This window comes from Psychrobacter sp. C 20.9 (assembly GCF_001921765.1).
Classification (GTDB): domain Bacteria; phylum Pseudomonadota; class Gammaproteobacteria; order Pseudomonadales; family Moraxellaceae; genus Psychrobacter; species Psychrobacter piscatorii_B.
This window is the reverse complement of the sequence record NZ_MRYC01000002.1, coordinates 62,532-84,840: the sequence shown is the minus strand read 5'-3', so window position 1 is coordinate 84,840 and position 22,309 is coordinate 62,532. Positions and strand designations below refer to the sequence as shown.

The following is a 22,309-nucleotide window of genomic DNA, read 5'->3' as shown; positions in this document are numbered from 1 at the left end:
TATCCTTGACAATATTGTATGAATAACAGCTATATCTAAGTCCTTCTTAGAAGTTATGGTAATATATATTACCGTTATAGATATGCCATAAATTCTTTGTATTTATTAATATACGAGTCTTATACTAGGCTATGAAAAACCACTTCGCAATCCATTAAATAAAAATGGTAATTCAAATTACTTATTAATTTAATCACGTTAGATTATCGAGAAAATCACTTAACTGATAGGACGTATCAAATAACCAATACTTTAAGAAGCGATAAATATGAAAACCTTTAATCAGTCAGATAGCCCCACGCAAACGCGATCGCTAGCACCCCTATCCGATATGCGACCCGCAACTTTGGATAAAATTGAGCAAGCCGTTCGTAAGGTCTTTGCAGGATTTGATGCTAATGAGGTGACGATGGCGCAGATTGCAAAGTCTGCAAATGTTTCCTTGCAAACGCTCTACAAGTACTTCGGGGATAAGCAAACGCTGTTTTATACCATTATGGATATTGTGCTCGGCAGATTAGCCGCTCGCATCATGGATCATCTGCAAGGGATTGATAGCGTACAAGATCGTCTACGTAAGACGCTGTGGGTCTGCTTTGATTTTGTAGACTCGCATCCAGATGCGGTGATGGTGCTGTCTTCTGTCTCGGCCTCGCGTATACGTAATATCGCAATCTATGAAAACAAAGAGTTAATTGGCGCGTTTTTGGCGGTATTAGAAGATGGTCAAAATCGTGGGGTGCTCAATGACACTGTCCCACTGCACATACTCTTCGATGTGTTTATGGGATTTATTAGTCGACTTGGCTTAATGCATACCATTCGCCAAACAGAGACGCCATTAAATGCAGAGTTTGATGCGCTATTTGTGATTTTATGGCGCGCCATCTCTAAACCTGAAGCATTAAACAAAAAATTTAATGCAAAGAACCAAAAAGCCCCACGATAAAGTGAGGCTTTTTTATACTGAGTCTTCTAATTTATACTAAGGCTTCTTAGTCGATGAGCTTAGATTATTACACTCTTCATATACTCACAGCATTTTAGATACTGCTGGATTTTGGTAAGCCATAATCTGCATGATCAACCACATGGTTGTTTTGTTCAATCGTCAGTCGATAACCTTTGATAACACCATCGTATGGCAAACTGCCCTCATACTGCTGATAATGCTCGCAGATGCTGTCTTGAATCACTGATTTACGTTGAGCATCGTCTAATTTGGCAAATCCATCTGGGAGACGTATGTGAGCCAAACGTGCAGCATTACCACGAGACACCCAATTATCGACACTCGTAAAGGTAAAATCCACTTCCGCTCGTAAGCTATATCTAGGTAGCGTAGTGGAGTGGTTCGTCAAGTCATTTTTAATCTGAGCAATATCTTCTGCGAATGGTTGATACGGTATCTCAAGCACGACAAATAGCTTTGCCAAAAACTCATCAGCGGTAAAGTATTTGTCCATATAGCTGCTATCAAGTCCAAGATACCTATGCGACAGTACATGGCGCAGGCGGTCACAGGCAGGAATGGTATGCTTGATAGGATAACCCATGGCGCTGACAATATCTTGCGAACGTAGCTCAAGTGTGGCTATCTGATTGATCGCATATTGTGCTAAGAGATGGCGTGGGTGATAACGACGGGTATATTGAGATTGGTTGGCAATGTGGCTCATGATATTGAACACCTTAGACTCCTATAACTCCGACGAAAAAGGTTGATATACGCCCAAATAGGCAAAAAATCAGGCACAAATGAGGTTGTCGGAGTACAGGCTCATGCGCTTTACCAAGGTTATTTTATATCGTGCTGGAAGTTGCAAGGTTTATCACGCTGCCATGAAACGGTTGTCACGGACGGCGATAACAAAACTGTTAAACCCACGATAGATCGTTCAATGATGATAGCACAACAGACAGCAGAAAATAAATACCGATATGTTTACTTATTTTTCAATAGTAAATGGTTAGGTTTTTAAATTAAAAGCACCTCATATTGAATTTTATTTTCCTATATCTATTGCGTATTTTTTATTAACTCTCTTTTCCTAGGCCTTTCATGCTGAGCTTTAGGTTAACAATCCTTATCAAAAAACATCTTTTACAATCGACTTTGGCTTGCTATCTTGCCTCGCGACGCTTGTATTCCAAGAATACCTGCCCCACCTTGACTTATCACCCGCTGTATTAGGGCGTGTCCCTATTTTAAAAATGGTGATAAAGATAATATAAATCGCAGGCAAACAAGGAAAATAGCTGGTTAATATCGAGATATTGACTAGCTATTTGACGCCGTTTGTCAAAGATTTAGCCATTTTTAGCCCATTTAGTGATAAACGTTTGAATTAGGGACACGCCCTAGCACCTGCTTTGTATTGGATTTTATGAAAAATAACCTTGAGGCGAGCGCGAACGCTCGCCGAACTCAGTATTTTCAAGTATTTTTGATGGGCGTTAGTGCCTTTATTATGAACACCACAGAATTTGTCCCTGTGGCGCTATTGAGCGATATCGCCCAAGACTTCTCTATTACCACAGCAGAAACGGGCTGGATGTTGACGCTCTATGCTTGGATTGTGGCAGCGATGTCATTGCCGCTGATGCTATTGACCAGTCGATTTGAGCGTAAACGGTTACTCTTAGGGCTGTTTGCCGTCTTTATTGCCAGTCATATGCTATCTGTATTTGCATGGAGTTTTGACGTACTGCTCATTAGCCGAGTTGGGATTGCGCTGTCGCATGCGATATTTTGGTCCATCACAGCAGCAATCGCCATACGTGTGGCACCCGAAGGCAAGAAAGCCATGGCGCTGAGTGTGCTCGCGACTGGGACGTCGCTTGCGATGGTACTCGGTGTGCCGTTGGGACGGTTGGTTGGTCAATGGTTTGGTTGGCGCGCGACATTTGGCGGCATTGGTGTCATTGCGCTTGTCGTCTTTATTTTGCAAGCGAGACTATTACCTACCTTACCAAGTATGTTTGAGGGGTCTTTTAGAAAGATTCCAGAACTACTCAAAAACCCCTTATTGGTCTGTCTATATTTGCTTATCTTGCTCGTCTTTACCGCACACTATACGGCCTACTCTTATATTGAACCATTCATGCGTCAGGTCGGCAACATCAGCGAAAACGCGGCTACTTTTGTATTACTTCTATTTGGGGCAGCAGGCATTGTAGGCAGTGTGATATTCAGTCGTTGGGGTGATAGATATAATACCCAATTGATGCTGGTATCTACGATATTAATACTTGTCTCTATGCTGACATTGCTGTTTGTCGTGACGTCCGTTTGGGCGCTTAGTGTTAGTGCACTGCTTTGGGGCGCGGCACTCATGCTACTGATTATCTCAATGCAGGCAAAAGTCATCATGGTCGATGTCAATGCACAAGACATGCTGATGGCGATGTTCTCAGGTATTATCAATTTAGGCATTGGTACAGGCGCGCTGTTTGGTGGCTATGCAGTGACGCATATCTCGATATCAAGCGTGGGTTATGTCGGCGCGGCTATTGCCAGTGTGGCGCTCCTGCTGATGTTATTTATGATAAAGCGCTTCCCTGAGTTGAGTCGGCGACTTGGCTAAGTGTAATCTATCTATTGATACCGATGCTTTGTGAATGATTAAAAGTAGTGATGTATGTAATAAAATGGTTAGGTAATAGTACAGCCTTGCAAGGCTTGCTAGATTTCTTTTAAGGATATAGTCGAATCACTATTAAAATGTTACAGCGTTAGACTCGTTTAGCCTACTACTGTAGTACTTGCACTCGTCTGCCTTGCACCACTTTTAATATTGATTGACTATAAAAAAGTTGTAAAAATAAGACAATATTATTTTGATGTTGTAATCAAAATGATTGCTAGCCTTCTAAAAAATAGTTACACTCGATTGACAATCTATTACATTAATGACAAGGATGTCGCTATGCCCCGTAATACCGCTCGCTCCATAGTTGGTCATACTACTCTCAAAACTTTCACTAAAAGCATGCTTGCCATCAGCCTATCTATCGCTGGTATTTCTCACGCAAATGCTTATGACAGTGTCACCTTTTTTGGCGACAGTTTAACGGATGGCGGATATTTTAGTCCCCTCACTCAAGGTGCGTTTGGGCTTGAAGAGTCAGGTCAATTTACTACTAACCCTGATAATACATGGGCAACGTCATTCGCTGAACAACTAGGTACTACTGCTGTCGCCAATACTTATGATGGTAGTCAGACGGGTAATAATTATGCAATTGGTGGTGCAAGAGCAGGCGTAGATGTCACTGCTTTTGGTATTCCGGTGGCCTCTGCCAATAGCCAAGTTAATAATTATATTGATAATAATCAAGTAGATCCTAATGGACTTTATGTCGTGTGGGCAGGTGCAAATGACTTGCTTGCGGCGGCTGAAGATCCTGCTAATGCCCAAGCTACGATACTTGGCGCAGTAGCGAGCCAGGCCGAAACGATTAATACACTGAAAGACAATGGCGCAAACTACATTTTAGTACCTAATATTCCTGATATCGGTCTGACGCCTAGAGCTATTGATCAAGGGCCTGTGGCACAAGCGCAAAGTACTGGCGCTACTAGTCTATATAATCAATTTATGCTTAGTGGCGTAGCAGCTACTGGTGCGAACATCATACCGCTAGATATGTTTAGCTTATTACAACAAATCGCTAGTAATCCTACGGCTTATGGATTTACTAATATGACCACGCCAGCCTGTACTGAAAACTTGGTTACTGATAGCTCACTATTTTGCGGGTCAAGCAATCTAGAAACACCTGATGCCAACGAAACCTACTTTTTCGCTGATGGCATTCACCCGACCGGTCAGGCGCATCAAATGATTGCTGACTATGCAAACGCTGTAGTCACTGCGCCTAGCTTAATCGGTGTGCTGCCACATATTGCAACGACAACCGGACTTGCAACCAATGAGCGCTTACAGTCACACGTCAACCAAATCCAAAGCAGTGAGCAAAAACCTGCTCGTACACTATGGGCTGTCGGTGAAGTCGCCAATCAAGACATTGCAGGGTTTGATGGTGATAATAATACCCAAGTATTACTTGGTGTAGATTTTGCTCATCCTAATTCAGCCAATGCCGTGACAGGCTTATACGGTAACATCACCCAAAAAGACTTTAAAAACTCAGATGTCGGCACAGGTTTAAGTGATATTGATCTAGGAGAAGTTGGTTTTGGTGTCTATCATAGCAACAAGTTTGGTGGTTTACAGATAAATGGTGCTGCAGGATTTGGCAACATGGATGTCGATGTCACACGTGCTGTCACACTTGGTAGCAACCAACAACAGTTCAAGTCAAATGCTGATGGTAAACGTTATTATGCCAACCTGCAGGCAGGCTACCCATTGCAGGTAAGTAATATTGCCGTCTCACCTTATATCGGTGCAACAGCGAGCCGCGTAAAAATTGACGGACTCAAAGAAAAAGAGATGTCTGGCGTTGCCATGCAGTTCGATGAGCAGAAGTACTCTACGACATATGGCAAGATTGGTCTCAAAGCCAATCATACCTTAATGGAGAACCTCAACTTATTTGGTGATATTCATTATCAAAAGCAGCTGAGTGACAATCGCGAAGCGGTAACAGCAAGTTTGAATACGCTATCTAATATTAGTTTTGAGACACCTATGGTCGAAACTGATGATGATAACGTTGCCATGACACTTGGAGTGTCTAGAAACTTTGGTCTATTAAACGCTAATGCTGGTGTCACACATTCACAAGGTGATGACGATGACTTAACCAGCCTATTTATTGGACTTAATGGCGCATTCTAAATAACTATGTAATCTAGCATAACGGTATAGGTGATAATTTCTCGCCTATACCACTATAAACTCAAAAACCGCCATAATCTACGATGACTTTTGCTGTATAGCTGTTCTGTCGCAAAACCTCTCAATGACAAAAGCTAGTATCACAAATTCTCTAGAAATCTACTTTACCGCGTAAAGCTTTGGTTTTGCCGCGCTGGGTTTTTTGATCCACCCGTTTGCGTTTGGCATTCCGACTTGGTTTGGTGGGCCGTCTGGTTTTATTGACATGCGTGGCTTTATTGATAAAGCTTTGCAGCCGTTCAAGCGCATCGATTTTATTGCGCTCTTGCGTACGAAACTGCTGTGCTTTAATGATAAGTACGCCCTCTTTGGTGATACGACTGTCTTTGCTATCTAGCAATCGTTGTTTGTACTCGTCACTCAGGCTTGAGATGTGAATATTAAAGCGTAGATGGATGGCAGAGGAGACTTTATTGACATTCTGCCCGCCTGCGCCTTGTGCGCGCATGGCACTAATCTCTACCTCATTATCATTGAGGCTAATCTGGTTATTGATAAAAATCATAGTGTGCTTTTATATACAAATAGATATGGCTCATAATAAAGCATTATAGCTTTGCCTGCTACTTTGCTAATAACCGCTGCTTTTCCAAAAGTTGACGACTGCGCGCAATCACTGGCGCATCGACCATCTCACCATCTATTTTAAACACCGCTTGCCCGCTTTTTTCATACGCTTCTATCACCCGCGTTGCAAACGCAAGCGCTTTGTCTATCGGCTGCAAGGCTTGCTGCACAGTGGCAACCTGCTTAGGATGAATGCATAACATCCCTGCCATACCCATTTTTGACCACAAGTTTACTCGATTACTTAACCCTGACTCATCTTTAAAATCAGGATAAATGGTATCGATTGGCGGCGATAGCTGATGTACTTTTGAGGTCAAAATAAGCTGATAGCGAATCTGATTGGCAACTATCTCGGCTGATGGCGTCCCTACTTGTACTTGTAGATCATTACACAGATCCAAAAACCCATAGCTAAACGCCGCCAGCCCGCCTGCTTTTGCCATACTATCGACTTGGTATAGCCCGATGGCACTCTCTATCAAAGCGATTACAGGTAAACCTGTCAGCTGATGTATGCTGTCGATATCTTCAGCGCGCTCGGCCTTAGCCAATAACACACCAGCCAAGTTAGACATTCTCTGACGAAGCACGATGTCTTTGAAAAACTCCTCACTACCCGCTTGATTGATACGCAGCCAAATGGGCCGATAAGTTTGCTTTGAATTTTGCTCATCGTAGTAGTTTTTTAACGCCTCTCGAGCCGCCGCTTTGTTTTGTTTGGCAACGGCATCTTCTAAATCTACGATGACGGCATCGGCGCCACTAGCAAAGGCTTTTTCTATCCTATCGATGCGAGTCGCTGGCACGAACAGCCATGTTTTATTGTGCGAAATAGTATTTATTTTATGATTGGTCACTGAGTCCATGCTTGACGCCTTTTAATTATTTGACAGTATTATGACACGATGCCGCCTATTTTTTCTTCACACTAACCGTCTATTCAATGACAAGGTATGAAGAGTAGCTATGCAATTCATTAAAAATGAAAACAAAAAAACCGCATGAAAATTTATCTCATGCAGTTTTAAACAATTACTTTCTTATCTAACCTATGTCTTATAGATTAGCTAATTAAGCCAGCATACCACCATCGACAACGATAGTCGCGCCTGTGGTATAGCTTGACGCATCCGACACCAGATACAATACAGTACCAGCCATTTCATCAGGTTCCGCCACGCGCCCTAGCGGGATCGAATGTAGTGCCATTTTTAAGACTTTATCATTGGTCGTCAAGGCTGAGGCAAACTTGGTATCTGTTAAGCCTGGTAATAACGCATTCACACGGATATTAAGTGGACCACATTCTTTGGCAAAGGCCTTGGTCATGCTAATAACTGCCGCTTTAGTAATTGAGTAAATGCCTTGCTTGTCACCTGCCACCAATCCATTGACCGAAGCCGTATTCAAGATAACACCGCCGCCTTGCTTTTTCATCATTTTGCCAGCGGCCGTTGACATAAAGAAGTAACCACGAATATTTACTTCAACCGTTTTATCAAAAGCGGCTAAGTCTGTATCTAAAATATGGCCATAATACGGGTTGGCTGCAGCGTTATTGACCAAAATGTCAATTTGACCAAACTCACTTTTAATATGCTCAAAAACCGCATCAATCTGCTCCATGTCTCCCACATGACAGGCAAAGGCACTGGCTTTATGACCGTCAGATTTGATGCTATCTGCTACCGCTTGGCAAGCGTCGATCTTGCGGCTAGAGACAATCACATGCGCGCCTCTTGAGGCCAGCAGACGAGCAATAGACTCACCAATACCGCGGCTCGCACCTGTCACTAGTGCAACCTTACCGGTTAAATCAAATAAATCCTTCATCGTTATTCCTTATAGTTTTAAATATTCTAGACGTTTTTCGCACAAATTATGCCAACATGCCGCCATCCAAGGTAAAGGCATGACCATTCATAAAGCTGCTCTCGTCGCTTGCAAGCCATGCAATCGCGGCAGACACCTCGTCCACCTTGCCTAAACGGCGCAGCGGACTGGCTTTGACGGTTGCTTGCTGTGCGCGTTCATTCATGGCTGCCATGGTATTGCGTACCATTGGCGTATCAATAAAGCTTGGACAGACTGCATTAAAACGGATATTGGCGCGGGCGTACTCGTGGGCTGCCGACTTGGTCAGACCCATCACGCCATGCTTTGCTGCACTATAGGCTGAGATCATGGGCGCAGAACGCAGACCAGCGATAGACGCCACATTGATCACATGACCACCGCCGTTCGGTATCATACAATTGACAGCAGCACGCATACAGTGCCAGACCCCTTTTAGGTTCACAGCGATATTGCGATCAAAGTCCTCATCACTCAGCTCATGCATGGGCGAAGGCTTGTGGTCGATACCCGCGTTATTGACCACCACATCTAGACCGCCTAGCGTCTCTACCGCAAAGTCAAACAACGCACGCACTTCATCACCACTGGTCACGTCTACTTTTTTGAAGACGATACTGTTGCCAGCATCTCGGCCTTGCTGGGCAACAGACTCACCCATCTCTTCTGCCATATCACCGATCACGACTTTTGCTCCGCGACTGGCCAGTAGCAGCGCGCTTGCCGCACCGATGCCTGATGCGCCGCCTGTGATCAAAATACGCTTACCTGTTACATCTGATGCAATTCCGTTTGTATTCAGTGTCATGAGTTATTCCTCTACTTTAAGTACCAGTTTGCCGAAGTTTTCACCGTTAAAGAGCATCATAAGCGTCTCAGGGAATGTCTCAATCCCCTTAACGATATGATCTTTTACTTTGATGTCGCCTGACTGAATCCAGCCTGCAATCTCTTTCATGGCGATTGGATATTCTTTGATATTATCAAACACCACAATGCCTTCCATACGGGCGCGGTTGACCAGTAGTGATAAATAGTTCGATGGGCCTTTGACGGCTTCCGTGTTGTTGTATTGACTGATCGCACCGCAGATGACGATACGCGCATGTAGGTTTATTTGAGTAAGTACGTCATTTAAAATGTCACCGCCAACGTTATCAAAATAGACATCGACGCCATTTGGACAAGTTTGCTTCAAGGCTTTTTTGACGTTTTCGTTTTTATAATCGATCGTTGCATCAAACCCAAGCTCATCAACTAAGAATTTGCATTTCTCGCTACCGCCTGCAATACCAACGACGCGGCAGCCTTTGATTTTGGCAATCTGACCGACCAAACTACCAACGGCACCCGCAGCACCTGATACCACAACGGTCTCGCCTGCTTTTGGTTGACCTGTTTTGAGCAAACCAAAATACCCTGTCATACCCGGCATCCCAAGTACGCCTAAATAGTAAGGTAGCGGTGCAAGATTTGGATCAACTTTATGCAATCCTGTGCCATCACTGACCGCATATGACTGCACGCCATCGTGACCTGCGACATAATCCCCAACGGCAAATTTCTCATGCTTACTTTCAATCACCTCGCCCACCGTACCGGCACGCATGACGTCCCCAATCTGGACAGGTTTGATATATGATTTGGCATCATTTAGCCAGCCGCGCATTGCAGGATCGATAGAGATATAATCAATTTTAATCAGTAATTGACCATCGGTGATAGTCGGTATTTCTGTCTCAGTATACTCCCAAGTTTCAGCACTTGGTGCGCCAACTGGTCTTGTTTTTAGTCGCCACTGCTTATTTATGGTTGTCATTGCTCTTTCCTTAGCGTTGTTCTTAGAACCAGTCCGCTTGCATATCAGTGCAAACAGAATTGGTGTTGTTTAAAATGGCTATATCACGGTTGATTAATGGTAGTTCCCAATCGATAAAGTATTTCGCTGCTTGTATCTTGCCTTTATAAAAGTTTTGTTGCTCAATATCTTGCGTCATGCTTAATAGCTGCTCGGCTTTACTGGCTTGGCGAATCCAAATCCAGCTAAGCACGATCGAGGCAAAAATATTCATTAGCGCTTGGGCGTTACCAGTAAGCGTAATGGCCTCTTCTGTCTGCAACACTTTGCCTAGATGCACCAGTACTTCGTGCAGCTGACCCATGTAAGGCGTTAATTTACCCGCCAGTGCCGCACTCTCAGGTGTAGTAATATTTTCTAGATCCTGCGTGATTTCACGCTTTAATATTTGAATGCCAAGACCACCTTTTTGCCATAACTTGCGGAATGACAAATCCAATGCCTGTACGCCATTTGTGCCTTCGTGAATAGGATTGAGACGATTGTCACGCCAAAACTGCTCAGCATGATATTCACGCGTATAACCAGCGCCGCCTAGTACTTGAATACCCAAATCATTGGCTTTTGGCCCATATTCAGACGGCCATGCTTTTAGTACGGGCGTAAGCAGATCTAACAATTCGGTTAGCTCGTTTTTTAGGGTGTCGTCTTCGCAAGTATTGATACGGTCGATTAGGTTTGAGCCGTATAAGCACAAGGAAATACCGCCTTCAGAATAGGCTTTTTGTGCCAATAGCATGCGCTTTACGTCACCATGCTGGATAATGGCAGTCGCATCATCTTCAGGTTTATTGTTCGGTGCAATGCGCCCCTGCGTACGATCTTTGGCGTAATCGAGCGAATACTGATAACCGCGATAGCCAATCATCGCCGCACCAAATCCAACTGCAATACGCGCCTCGTTCATCATTTTGAACATATAACGCAAGCCAAAATGCTCATCACCGATCAGGTAGCCGTGACAATCGCCCGCGTCACCAAAGCTCAATGCCGTCGAGGTTGCCCCTCGATAGCCAAGTTTATGAATCAGACCCGTCAAATGCACGTCATTGCGCTCGCCGACAGACATATCATCGTTCAAACGGTACTTTGGCACCGCAAATAAGGAGATGCCTTTTACCCCACTAGGGCCACCTGGAATCTTGGCCAATACCAAATGGACAATATTGTCAGACAGTTCATGGTCCCCTGCTGAGATATAAATCTTGCTGCCCTTGACACGATACGAGCCATCGTCTTGTTTGACAGCGGTGGTTTTGATGTCAGCAAGTGACGAGCCCGCGTGCGGCTCTGTCAGCGCCATGGTTCCAGTGAACTCACCCGTGAGCATACGCGGCATAAAGGCGGCTTTGATATCATCGCTAGCAAAGTGAGAGATGACATTGATGGCTGCAGTGGTCAAAAATGGATAGGCGGTCGTCGACGGGTTGGCTGCCATAAAATAGCCTGCCACCGCGGTCATGATTGTCTCAGGCAGCTGCATACCACCGTCTTCAAAACTGTAACGACCAGCGATAAAACCTGAGTCACGAAACGCATCAAAAGCGACTTTGACATCGCTTATCATGCTGACTTTTTTGCCATCAAACTGCGGCTCGTTCTTATCTGCCAGATGATTGTGCGGCAAGAACAAATCTGTTGCGATCTTATTTGCGGTATCTAATACCGCATCAAAGGTCTCGCGGCTGTGCTCTGAGAACTTTGCGTGTTTGGTGAGGGTTTGTGTTCCTAGCACATCGTACAGCTGGAACGGTAACTCAAAGTCGTTGATAAGGGTGTCTGCGGCCATAGTCGTCTCTTTTAGTTTCTCTTGATTACATGTAACGATCGTAAATCAGGCAAATCCGTTTGTATTATCATCCTCTGTCATGACCCTATCTGTAATATTTACGACATCATTGAGTCAGGCAACACAAAGGGGGTTAATGCTTATCAATTGATATTAATCTAAATTAGCGCACTGCCGTATTGTCATTTATGACATAATCATGGTCAAATGTGACATAAATTTGGAAATAATTTCTCCTATGGACGTTATGATTAGTGAGAAAAATAACAAATGCGAGTAACTGATGCCCTATTTCAAACCATTTAATGTAATCATTCTTGGCTTCGATGGCGTGCTTGGTAGTGTGCTCGCTGGCGCCTTAGATCTTTTTTCATTTACAGGGGTCAGCTGGCAGCGATTTTTAGATGAAGCGGTTGAACCTAGATTTAAGGTACAGATCGCAAGCTTGGGTGGCGGTGATATCAGATGTAGTAATCGCCTAATGGTTCATGCCCATTGTGATATTCGAGACGTGATGGAGTGCGACTTGTTACTGGTGCCCACCATTGGCGACTCTATTGATAAGGTATTGAAGCAAAATAATGAGCTGCTGCCACATTTAGTACGGCTTGCCAATACCAAGGCCGATATAGCGAGCAACTGTAGCGGGGCTTTCTTCTTGGCGGAGGCAGGGTTATTAGATCATAAAGTCGCCACCACCCATTGGGGCTATGCCAATAAATTTAAGGCAGACTTTCCACTGGTGGACTTACAAGAGAACCAGTTTGTTACTCATTCAAGTAATGAGTCTGGCAATATATTTTGTGCGGCAGGCGGCAGTGCTTTTTATGACTTAGGACTGTTACTAATAGAGCGCTACTGCGGGCGGGAGATCTCTACACAAGTGGCAAAAACTCAGATTATTGATAGCAAACGAGGCAATCAGAATAGCTATACCAACGTGACTTTGCACAAGCCACATTCCGATCAGTTGGTCAAACAAGTCCAAGAATTTATCGAGCAAAACTTTCGTCAGCCAATACAAGTCAGCAGCCTAGCTGCCATGGCAAATATCACTCCACGCACTTTGAATAGACGCTTTCAGGCCAGCGTCGCGATGCGACCCGTTGAATATATTCAGGCAGTGAGAATTGAGCAAGCCAAGCGCTTGCTCGAGTTGGGGGATGTGAGTATCAAGTCTCTTGCCGATCAAGTCGGTTATGATGATATCTCTTCGTTCACACGCCTGTTCAAACGGGCAACAGAGTTGACGCCTAAGGAATATCAAGATAAGTTTTCACGGCTGGCGATTTAGAGTCTGTTAGTTAGTGCTCATGCATGTTTACATATTCTGCCATAGGCCTTCGACATGGATAGCATCCGCCTTGATGATTGGATAATCGCTAAAGGACAACTCGTAGCCGCCTGATGTATTGGGCGTCAGTTGACACATTGCGCCAAGCGGAAAGCTGTGTTTTTTGCCGATATGACCAAATTGCATGCCACTATAAATTGGTAACCCAGTCAGCTTATGTAATTGACGAATCACTGTGGCAACATCATAACGCTTGTCGTAGCTGTCCTCACCTGAACCAGACAACGCCCCAAACATAATCGCTTGTTGACCTTTAAACACACCGGCTAGATATAAATCATACAGCATACGCTCAAGGCGATACGCCTGCTCGCCCACATCCTCTAAAAACACAATACCGCCCTCAATGCGCGGTAAATACTCGCTACCTGCTAGCGCAGAGACCACGCTTAGGTTACCACCCCAAATCGTACCAGTGAGCACTTTGGGCTCGCCCGCTGTGAGTATGGTCGGCAGTTGCTGACTGGTTAGAGCAGCATCTTGTATGGTGATCGTTAAATTAGAATCTGTTAAGGCTTTAGCGAACTGGTGACAGCTGATTTGATCGGGGGCAGTTTTGCCAAACTCGCTATAGAGCATCGGTGCCGCAAGCGAACTCATCGCCCCTTTCGCCAATAGCGCACATTGGATCGCAGTCACATCACTGAACCCTGCGAGTATCGTGCCGCGCTCTTTCATAATACGCCCAAGCGTTGTCCAATCAACCATGGGTAATATACGCATAGCACCATAACCACCGCGCACACCCAAAAGCAGTTTTGGCGCTGCTATCGCTCCGGTCGCGAGGTTTTGGAAGTCACTGGCACGCTGCGAGTCCGTACCTGCAAAGCGCAAATATTGACGATTGGTAATATCGGGATTACTTATTTTAAACCCAGCACAGCTCATACGATCTAATGCCAGCTGATTGCGCTCATCACTGCCGCCCACATTGGAGCTGGCAAACAGTCTGGTCTCAATCGTGGGCGTAGTGCAGCTTGTTATTAGAGAAGTTTGCGCTGAGCGCTCATCCAACAATGCAGTCGGCAGATCGTCTTTGGTCAGCTGCGAGCTATTATCTGCCTCAATGAGGCTGGCAGCCAATGCGTGAGGAATACTTTGCGCTGCTAATGCCGCAGCACCTGCGCCAACACCTATTCGGCGCAAAAACTGTCGACGGTTTAGGCCAACATTAAGCTCATCAGCTAGGTTTGACTGTAGGTTTTTATCTTCTATTGATTGCTGGATGGACAGTATTTTTAAACCCATACGTTTTTACTACCTATACATTTTTGTTTTTATGACTTATACATTGTCATCTTTTGCAGTAGCGCACATCACAAATGACGCCGTCATACTCAAACATTGTAACGCATCTTGCCAGCAGTCAAGTTACCCAAGCCTTTACCTATATTTACTTTTTCGCTACCGAGACACACAACATGGGGCGAGTATGTTTGTTACTGTAGATACAAATTCATCGCACAAAAATAAAGGCAACAATTATGTTTACCAAGAAAAATGATAAAGAAAAAACACTCGTTTCTAATTTGAAATACTTGATTGGAAAAGAAGACAAACTTAAAGAAAAGCTAGAGGACAATAGTTATCTTGAACCTTTTAGCGATGATTTGATGCTATTTATGAGTCTAATCAAAGACTACTATAAAGGTGACTATCGTAAGATTCCTTTTAGAACCCTCTCAGCTGGCGTGGTTGGGGCAATATACACACTAAACCCTATTGACCTTGTTCCAGACTCTATTCCGTTTATCGGTTATATCGATGATGCGCTTGTACTCAAGTTCTGCCTAAAACAGGCAAGAAAAGATTTGCAAAAATACAAGTCGTGGAAACAACAACAATCAGACACCAAAAGCACATCGGAAAATGACAAACACACGGACAAGATCAGTCATGATAAAAGCAGCACTGATGATGAAGATGACAATGAAACCAGTACTGATCTCAAAAAAGCATCATAATTGCTCATGCCTTAAGTGCTAACATCACTGTAATATAAAAAAAGCCACAACCATCATACTGGTTGTGGCTTTTGCTATTTGAATCAACCTCACATCAATAATTAATCAGGCACATCATAGCTCGCTTTTTCTGGATTGAGGCCAAACGAGTACACGAAAGTTGCAACCAGACTATTGACAATAATAAATGGTAAGTCAATCGCCACATGACCAAGCGCATAGCGACCAATCAACCACGAAACAATCAGCATAACGATAAAAAACCCACCCAAGAACGCCAAAATAGCAGGATGCTTGAGATTATAAGGTTGGTCAGTCTTCGGCTGCTTTTCTAATACATACGTTCTTATCGCCCAACCCGCGGCATAAGAAAACCCACCTAACACGACATAACTAAAAAAATTCATATAGCTTGACTCTACTGATTTAAAGGCTTGTAGCAAGATCGTTTTGGACAAATACGATTGATCATCAACGATATTTATGCTACCTATGAGCAATACTTATCTAACTACTCTCATTCACATTATCGATAATGATGTTGGCGTGTGGATTGGCCAATATATCGGTATTGACGTCGTCACACGCTACTCGATAGATGGTGTTAGCACCTCGGTAAATATAAGACAGATACTCACTGTCTAAGAGTGGGTCGATATTGGCATAGGCAGGCTTGACATGCGCCAATACTAGCACTCGATCAGGACGTCCAATGACCGCATCGACATTATCTGGATCAATAGAGAAAAACTGCGGTATATCACTATTTTTAATCACTTCTAACGCTTCAGGCTCATCCCACACACGCTTAGCACTTGCAGGCTCTTTCATCTGCATCACCCAAGCGCCTTTTTGTTGGCTAACCTTTATTTGCGCAGGCTCATCTTGACTCACCGTATAACAACCTGCAAAGACAGATAAATCTGCTGCAACTTCGGTATCTGCTTGAGTGCTACTGTTATCACTACAGCCACTCAAAAGGAGCACTGTGCTGGCCGTAGCACTGAGCATCAGATACGTCAGTCGCTTATAAAAAATACTTGAGCATAAAGACATAATAAAGCTATCCTGCGGTCATGTATGGGAGACTTGCACTGAGCGCGTTGTCATAAGAAAACTATCAAATAGCTATCTACAAATATTTTCTGTGGATACTATTGTGACAAATGTGACAAAGACAGCGCGCTGGTATTGGCTTCTTTAAAAGCATTTTCGCTAAAAAATAGACGTTTTTTAGCGAGCCAAGCTATTTTAACAGAAAACAATCAGGTTACTATTGTGTTATGCGTTGCCATCGCTAGTTTTATGATTTTGTGCGTCACGACCACCCATATTTACGATAGATTTGTTATACTCACAGCGGCACTAGCATTGTTCAATTAGCATGAGCGTGATGCTCTAATACTACTTTTATACTTACTATTTATCAGGTTTATACATCTCTATGTCAGACAACCGTAACGCCATGCCACACTCTAACACAAGCAACGCAACTGATCCGCTAGCCGCCAAGAAAAACACAACGGTAGCGTACACTGATGGTGCCTGCAAAGGTAATCCCGGCGCTGGCGGTTGGGGCGCGCACCTTATATTTAGCGATGGTAGCACGCAGGATTTATATGGCGGTGATACGGAAACCACCAATAATCGCATGGAGCTGATGGGCGCCATACAAGCCCTAACCCATAGCGCGCCTACACAAAAAATTGAGATTTGGACAGACTCAAGTTATGTCAAAAAAGGCATCACCGAATGGATTGAGGGCTGGAAGAAAAAAGGCTGGAAAACAGCGAGCAAAAAGCCCGTCGCCAATCAAGATCTTTGGCAACAATTAGACAAGCTATGCCAACAGCGTGATGTTGATTGGCACTGGGTTAAGGGTCACGCTGGACATGCCGGTAATGAAAAAGCAGACGAACTGGCAAACTTAGGTGTCACATCGAACAGTGGTCACGACTCTAGGGTAAAAGAACCTATAATAAAAGCCTGTGTGATAAACGAATCAGACGCCCCTAAAAAAAAAGACCGCATAGCGACTGATAAAAAACCTGTCGCCAATGATGATTGGCTAAAGTTCGACCCATTGGGTCTAGATATGGTAGATGACGAGTTTGACGAAGATGTGTCAGAAGCTAAGTTACGAATCAATGACAGTCATTCTCATCATGAAAAACGTATGATACCTGATGATACTCTGATAGCGCCTGACCACGATCAATACCACGCACCCAAAATGATGAGTAATAAAGCCATGCCAGAAGCCCAAGTACCCATGAATGATACCGACATGACTAGTGATATCCCACCTATAGATACTGATACACCCAAGTTTGATGGGGATACTAGCCGTGCCAATCCTCATTTCAAACCGCTATTGCCAAAACCGATACATCGTCATGAAGCAAATCGTCAGCTCATCATGGATACAGAGACCACAGGACTGGACGCATTAAAAGGCGACCGTGTCATCGAGGTCGGTATTGTTGAGATGGTTGGGCGTAAATTTACTGGTGAAAAGCTGCACGTCTATATCAATCCGCAGCGTGGCATGGATGATGAAGTTATTCGTATTCATGGGATCTCTGAGGCATTTTTGGCGGACAAGCCTACTTTTGATCAAGTTGCCCAGTCATTATACGACTTTATGGATGGTGCTGAGATTATCGCTCACAACGCCACCTTTGATATGAACTTCTTAAACATGGAGTTTGCGAAAGTCGGTCTCAATGACTTTGCTGAGCGCGTACAAGTAACTGATTCACTGGTCATGGCAAAGCAGCAATATCCTGGACAAAAGAACACGTTGGATGCCCTCGTACGTCGTCTGGACGTTGGTAAGCAAGACCGTACCTTTCACGGCGCCTTACTTGATTCAGAGATTTTAGCCGAAGTTTACTTGGCGATGACTGGCGGTCAAGTGACGCTTGCCATTGAAGAAGACGCACCCACAGAGGGCGGGCAAACTGCCCATACCAGTTTTGCCAATTTGGCCAATTTATTGCTAGCATCGACGTCAGATGAGACCACCAATCAAAGCTGGTACGCTTCTCTTGCAGAGGACTACCCTGAGCTAAAAGCCAATATGTAGTCGCTACATCAAGCCTGAATTACACCAACATTTGTACAATATAGCCTTGATTATTATCATATAAAACGTTAAAACATCATTAACCAATATTTTTACTACCCCATTGATACCATCGTCATTCTCATCAGTACATTATGGAAAAATACTTATGGACCAGTCTGCGCAAATGAAGTTAACCGCCCCCACGCTTAGTGTTACTGATTTCAACCTACCGTCACTCCACTTATTGCATGATGAGATTATCGCAACGCTCAAAGATACTGAGATTCATCTGAGCGAGTTCAATGACGATAGTAGCCAAGCACCTTTATTGTCAGATTCTATTAGCGTTTTAAAGCAGCTGTCTTGTATTTTTAAACTGATTTCTCTTGTTGGTGCAGAAGTGTTAAACAATGCGATCGTTGACGGTCTACAGCGCCTTTATGACAACGGCGACAACAATGACACGGCTCTCATCATGGATTTATCAGAAGCCATCATGACTTTAGATCGCTATGTCGAGTTTGTATTATTGACTGAGTCGGTAGAGCCTACTTTGTTATTGCCAGTGGTTAACAAGCTCAATGCGCATGGACAAAAACCACCAATGACGATCGAGGACTTTTCTACTTTTGGGAGCAGTAGCGTCATCATTGCCAACCCTGAAAAAAACTTCGAACCACTAAGCACACTTAACCTAGACACAGAGCTGCTAACTTACGCCTATCGTAGCGGTCTTGGCGTTGCCCTACTCAACCAAGATGGCAATATTGACTCAAACGATCAGCAAAAACTCGATGCCATGAGTGCTGCCTGTGCGTTGATCGCAGCAAATACCAACAGTCTGTTTTGGCAGGCAGCGACTACTGCCGTGACTGATATCGCAGCGGTCTTGCCATTGAACTTGAGCCAAAAGCACACACTAATTTACTTAGAGCAGCAATTTCAAAGCTACTTACCAGTGATGGACACGCGTTTCGCAGACTTGGTCAATTTTGCCTGTCAGCGTGATACGGTTGAGGCGCAGCAGCTTCGTGAGCAGTATGCAAGCAACCATCTAGAAGGTGCTCAGCTCGAGGAGATGAAGCGTTTCTTGTTTGGTCCCAATCGCGCGCTGACCGATACGCTGAACGACATCATTCAATCTCAAATTAATACCATCAAAGAAAACGTGGATAGCTACGCCCGCGGCGACTCCATAAACCCTGTTGATATGCAAACTGCCCAGATTATCGAAGAGTTGACTGAACTGAGCTCAGCACTGCGCCTGCTAGGATTGTCCAATGCAGCTGATAGTCTTATCACAGCGGCGGGTGCGGTCAGCCATTGGCAGGCGCCTTCGCCGGATGATTTTGATCACTTATTACTGGCATTGATGCATGCAGAGAATGCTACAATTGCAATGGCAGAGATGCATACCCCAGGGGCGATCTACTTACCACTGAATAATCAGCATATCTCATTGCATCAGCTCAATACATCATACGATACCCTCATACAAGAAAGCCGTACCGCCATTGCAAGTGCCGAGCAAGCAATTAACGACTATTTGGCAGAGCCTGAACGCGACATGCTTAATATTCAGAATATACCGGGAATGATGCGCCAAGTGGCAGGTGCATTGCGCTTCTTACATTTGCCAACACCCGCCAGCATGCTTGGTCAATTAGCCATTTATATCGAAAAGCGCATAGAGAGTGGACGACGTATCGAAGACGATACACTGGCTTATATTGCTGATGTTATTATGGCGGTCGATCATCATCTGGATGGTTTTGAGAACAATCGTCCTGTCAGTAAACAAGCGCTTGACGTTGGCCAGCAAAGCTTAAGTCATCTACTTGCTGCTTAGTACTGCTTGCACAGGTTTTATCGTCGCCATTTTGTCATTTTGCGGTGATAAAACTTAATCAGAATACTTCACGTTAAATAAGTCTGTATCTAAATCGATACGGATTTGCTTCAAACTGTTTGGAATCTTTTATGGCCCATGCTTTTATATTGAGTGATGACACTGTTTTATGCCGTCAAATGCCAGATGGTTGGTGGCCATTACAAATCCAACTACCACAGAGTAGTACTGGTTCAGACGAACAAGCTTATCGGCTCGGTCACGTGACGCTACATGAGAGTCTATCGCCAAATCACTGGCAATCTGATGATAATAATAATATGGATAGCCTTTCATCTGATTTGATCAATGAAAACACTGCCCAAACCTTCACTGCGCCGTCCACCACTGCCATGACTTATGATTACGCAGTCGCTCATAACGTGACGCTGCCTATCATCGCCGAAAGCAGTACTGATACCTTTGTCCCTTATCGACAGCTTATAAATAACATACCTGTTGCCCTATCTGACCAGATCAGTCAAGCGATACAGCTGCTACGATGGCAAGCAGATACGCAGTTCTGTAGTCGCTGTGCCAGTCCTACCGTACATGCTGACCAAGGCGAGCGCGCCATGGTTTGTCCAGTATGCCAGCTGCGCCAGTATCCTCGCGTCCAGCCATGTGTGATTACGGCGATTACCCGCCCAAACCCAGTAACAGATGAAATGCAAATCTTACTCGCTCACCATCACCGTCACGGACAGCAAAAACTGCCGCCCATGTATGGTTTGATCGCAGGGTTTGTTGAGGTGGGTGAAAACCTTGAGCATGCGGTGGTACGTGAGGTGGCAGAAGAGGTCAATATCAGCGTATCAGATATTCGTTATGTGAGTAGCCAGCCTTGGCCATTTCCCTCCAATTTGATGCTTGGGTTCCGTGCCTCTTATGCCAGTGGCGATATTATTATTCAAGAAGATGAACTGGCGCATGCTGATTTTTTTGATCTCTCTAACCTGCCAAAGATTCCACCAAAGGGCAGTATCGCTCGAGAATTGATCGATCAGATTGCCAAAGAACAAGGCATTTTATTATAAAATTAAATGACACTGACACTGACACTGACACTGGCAGCTCATTTTAGCGGCTAATGTCAGTACCTACTGCGTCTCACTTAGACATTATGGACGGTCAGACGCTGATGTTGCCATTTGACGAGTCTGGGTATTAATAGCCCTGCAATCACAATCGCCATACCTAATAATTGCAAGGCGGTCACTTGCTGACCGTAAGCAAAGGCCGTGAGCGCAGCAAACACTGGCACAAAATTAAAGAATAATGACGCATTAGCAGCGCCCAACTGCTTGACGCCAGAGATCCACAATAGATAACCGCCAACCGTGCCGAAGACGCCAATAAATATCAAGTCGCCAAAGACACTGCGACTGATGGCTAAGCTTTCTTGCAATGGATGTACCTCTGCACTAAATAACACCATGAGCGATATCACCCCAAGACCTGACAGCATACCGACCAAGGTATAAGGAATCATTGGCATCCAGCGACTGATACCTTGAGTCAGATAAGTATAGAGACTCCAGCACAGCATACCTAAAAAAATCATTTGATCGCCATGGTTAAATTCAAACCCTAGCAGTTTGGCAAATGCGCCATCGGTCAGTACCAGCAGTACGCCAGAGAGACAAACCACCAAACTAAACAGCGCGCCTTTGGTAGGAAACTGGCGCTGCGCTATAGAACCAATCAAAGAAGTCACCAGCGGGCTAAGCGCCATAATCAACGCACCATTGTTAGCATTGGTCTGTTCAAGCCCAGTAAACAGCCCCAAGTTTAAGCCACCAACACCAATGATGGATACACCAATCGCCCACGCCCATTGTTTGGGTGTGAGATTAGGGATTGGCATGTGCTTATATTTTGTATAAAGATACAGACACACCGAGGCAATGCTAAAACGCCACATGACTAAGGTTAATGCATTTACTTCACTCAAGGCATGCTTGCCGACAGGAAAACTTGCGCCCCAGAGAAACGTACACAGTAATAAATATAGGACGGCGGTGGTGTTCGCTGAACGGCTCATATTGCACCCAAAAAACTTGCGAAAAGATAACCACCAGTGTATATATTTTAA

19 protein-coding genes are annotated in these 22,309 nt (G+C 44.4%); 8 read left to right on the top strand and 11 right to left on the bottom strand.

Annotated features, from left to right (window positions below; all coding sequences use genetic code 11):
* Positions 1-268: 268 nt before the first annotated feature.
* Entirely contained in the window at positions 269-949 is a 681-nt protein-coding gene (locus tag BTW00_RS01820; protein WP_058025725.1) for a TetR/AcrR family transcriptional regulator, read from the top strand.
* Positions 950-1,043: 94 nt separating this feature from the next.
* Here the strand turns inward: BTW00_RS01820 and BTW00_RS01815 are convergent, their stop codons facing one another.
* The gene (locus BTW00_RS01815) at positions 1,044-1,679 is read right to left on the bottom strand and encodes a hypothetical protein (protein ID WP_143506475.1); all 636 of its coding nucleotides are present in this window, start codon (positions 1,677-1,679) and stop codon (positions 1,044-1,046) included.
* Positions 1,680-2,387: 708 nt separating this feature from the next.
* Here BTW00_RS01815 and BTW00_RS01810 point away from each other — a divergent pair.
* Together BTW00_RS01810 and BTW00_RS01805 are read left to right on the top strand one after the other, a co-directional pair.
* Positions 2,388-3,587 (top strand): sugar transporter, encoded by a 1,200-nt coding sequence (locus BTW00_RS01810; protein ID WP_075105968.1) that lies wholly within the window; start codon positions 2,388-2,390, stop codon positions 3,585-3,587.
* Between the two features lie 342 nt (positions 3,588-3,929).
* Positions 3,930-5,807: an autotransporter domain-containing protein gene (locus BTW00_RS01805; protein ID WP_075105967.1), complete on the top strand. Its 1,878-nt coding sequence runs from the start codon at positions 3,930-3,932 to the stop codon at positions 5,805-5,807.
* Between the two features lie 151 nt (positions 5,808-5,958).
* Here BTW00_RS01805 and arfB read toward each other — a convergent pair whose 3' ends face one another.
* The 6 genes from arfB to BTW00_RS01775 form a co-directional block, all read right to left on the bottom strand.
* Positions 5,959-6,372: an alternative ribosome rescue aminoacyl-tRNA hydrolase ArfB gene (gene arfB, locus BTW00_RS01800; RefSeq protein WP_075105966.1), complete on the bottom strand. Its 414-nt coding sequence runs from the start codon at positions 6,370-6,372 to the stop codon at positions 5,959-5,961.
* Between the two features lie 58 nt (positions 6,373-6,430).
* Entirely contained in the window at positions 6,431-7,303 is an 873-nt protein-coding gene (locus BTW00_RS01795; RefSeq protein ID WP_075105965.1) for a CoA ester lyase, read from the bottom strand.
* A 205-nt stretch (positions 7,304-7,508) separates the two neighbouring features.
* Positions 7,509-8,270 (bottom strand): SDR family oxidoreductase, encoded by a 762-nt coding sequence (locus BTW00_RS01790; RefSeq protein WP_075105964.1) that lies wholly within the window; start codon positions 8,268-8,270, stop codon positions 7,509-7,511.
* Between the two features lie 46 nt (positions 8,271-8,316).
* Positions 8,317-9,099 (bottom strand): SDR family NAD(P)-dependent oxidoreductase, encoded by a 783-nt coding sequence (locus BTW00_RS01785; RefSeq protein WP_075105963.1) that lies wholly within the window; start codon positions 9,097-9,099, stop codon positions 8,317-8,319.
* Positions 9,100-9,102: 3 nt separating this feature from the next.
* Positions 9,103-10,110 (bottom strand): NADP-dependent oxidoreductase, encoded by a 1,008-nt coding sequence (locus tag BTW00_RS01780; RefSeq protein WP_075105962.1) that lies wholly within the window; start codon positions 10,108-10,110, stop codon positions 9,103-9,105.
* A 22-nt stretch (positions 10,111-10,132) separates the two neighbouring features.
* Positions 10,133-11,938, bottom strand: coding sequence for an acyl-CoA dehydrogenase (locus BTW00_RS01775; RefSeq protein ID WP_075105961.1), 1,806 nt, complete (start codon positions 11,936-11,938; stop codon positions 10,133-10,135).
* A gap of 283 nt (positions 11,939-12,221) precedes the next feature.
* Between BTW00_RS01775 and BTW00_RS01770 the strand changes: the two genes are divergently transcribed.
* Positions 12,222-13,232, top strand: a complete 1,011-nt coding sequence (locus BTW00_RS01770; RefSeq protein ID WP_075105960.1) for a GlxA family transcriptional regulator — start codon at positions 12,222-12,224, stop codon at positions 13,230-13,232.
* A 27-nt stretch (positions 13,233-13,259) separates the two neighbouring features.
* On the opposite strand, the gene BTW00_RS01765 is transcribed toward BTW00_RS01770, so the two are convergent.
* Positions 13,260-14,540, bottom strand: a complete 1,281-nt coding sequence (locus BTW00_RS01765) for an LD-carboxypeptidase (RefSeq protein WP_083603526.1) — start codon at positions 14,538-14,540, stop codon at positions 13,260-13,262.
* Between the two features lie 236 nt (positions 14,541-14,776).
* Here BTW00_RS01765 and BTW00_RS01760 point away from each other — a divergent pair, with 236 nt between their 5' ends.
* Positions 14,777-15,256 carry a YkvA family protein gene (locus tag BTW00_RS01760; RefSeq protein ID WP_058025390.1) on the top strand — a complete coding sequence of 160 codons (480 nt, stop codon included), beginning with the start codon at positions 14,777-14,779 and terminating at the stop codon, positions 15,254-15,256.
* A gap of 101 nt (positions 15,257-15,357) precedes the next feature.
* Here BTW00_RS01760 and BTW00_RS01755 read toward each other — a convergent pair whose 3' ends face one another.
* Both BTW00_RS01755 and BTW00_RS01750 read right to left on the bottom strand, forming a co-directional pair.
* A complete protein-coding gene (locus BTW00_RS01755; RefSeq protein WP_058025396.1) occupies positions 15,358-15,663 on the bottom strand; it encodes a hypothetical protein in 306 nt (101 codons plus the stop codon).
* A 100-nt stretch (positions 15,664-15,763) separates the two neighbouring features.
* The gene (locus BTW00_RS01750; protein ID WP_256713956.1) at positions 15,764-16,312 is read right to left on the bottom strand and encodes a hypothetical protein; all 549 of its coding nucleotides are present in this window, start codon (positions 16,310-16,312) and stop codon (positions 15,764-15,766) included.
* A 388-nt stretch (positions 16,313-16,700) separates the two neighbouring features.
* Here BTW00_RS01750 and dnaQ point away from each other — a divergent pair, with 388 nt between their 5' ends.
* The 3 genes from dnaQ (at position 16,701) to nudC (ending at position 21,251) form a co-directional block, all read left to right on the top strand.
* The gene (gene dnaQ, locus BTW00_RS01745) at positions 16,701-18,344 is read left to right on the top strand and encodes a DNA polymerase III subunit epsilon (protein ID WP_075105958.1); all 1,644 of its coding nucleotides are present in this window, start codon (positions 16,701-16,703) and stop codon (positions 18,342-18,344) included.
* Positions 18,345-18,492: 148 nt separating this feature from the next.
* Entirely contained in the window at positions 18,493-20,175 is a 1,683-nt protein-coding gene (locus tag BTW00_RS01740; protein ID WP_075105957.1) for a hypothetical protein, read from the top strand.
* 131 nt (positions 20,176-20,306) lie between these two features.
* A complete protein-coding gene (nudC, locus tag BTW00_RS01735) occupies positions 20,307-21,251 on the top strand; it encodes an NAD(+) diphosphatase (protein WP_075105956.1) in 945 nt (314 codons plus the stop codon).
* Positions 21,252-21,328: 77 nt separating this feature from the next.
* On the opposite strand, the gene BTW00_RS01730 is transcribed toward nudC, so the two are convergent.
* Positions 21,329-22,258: a DMT family transporter gene (locus tag BTW00_RS01730; RefSeq protein ID WP_075105955.1), complete on the bottom strand. Its 930-nt coding sequence runs from the start codon at positions 22,256-22,258 to the stop codon at positions 21,329-21,331.
* Between the last annotated feature and the right edge of the window lie 51 nt (positions 22,259-22,309).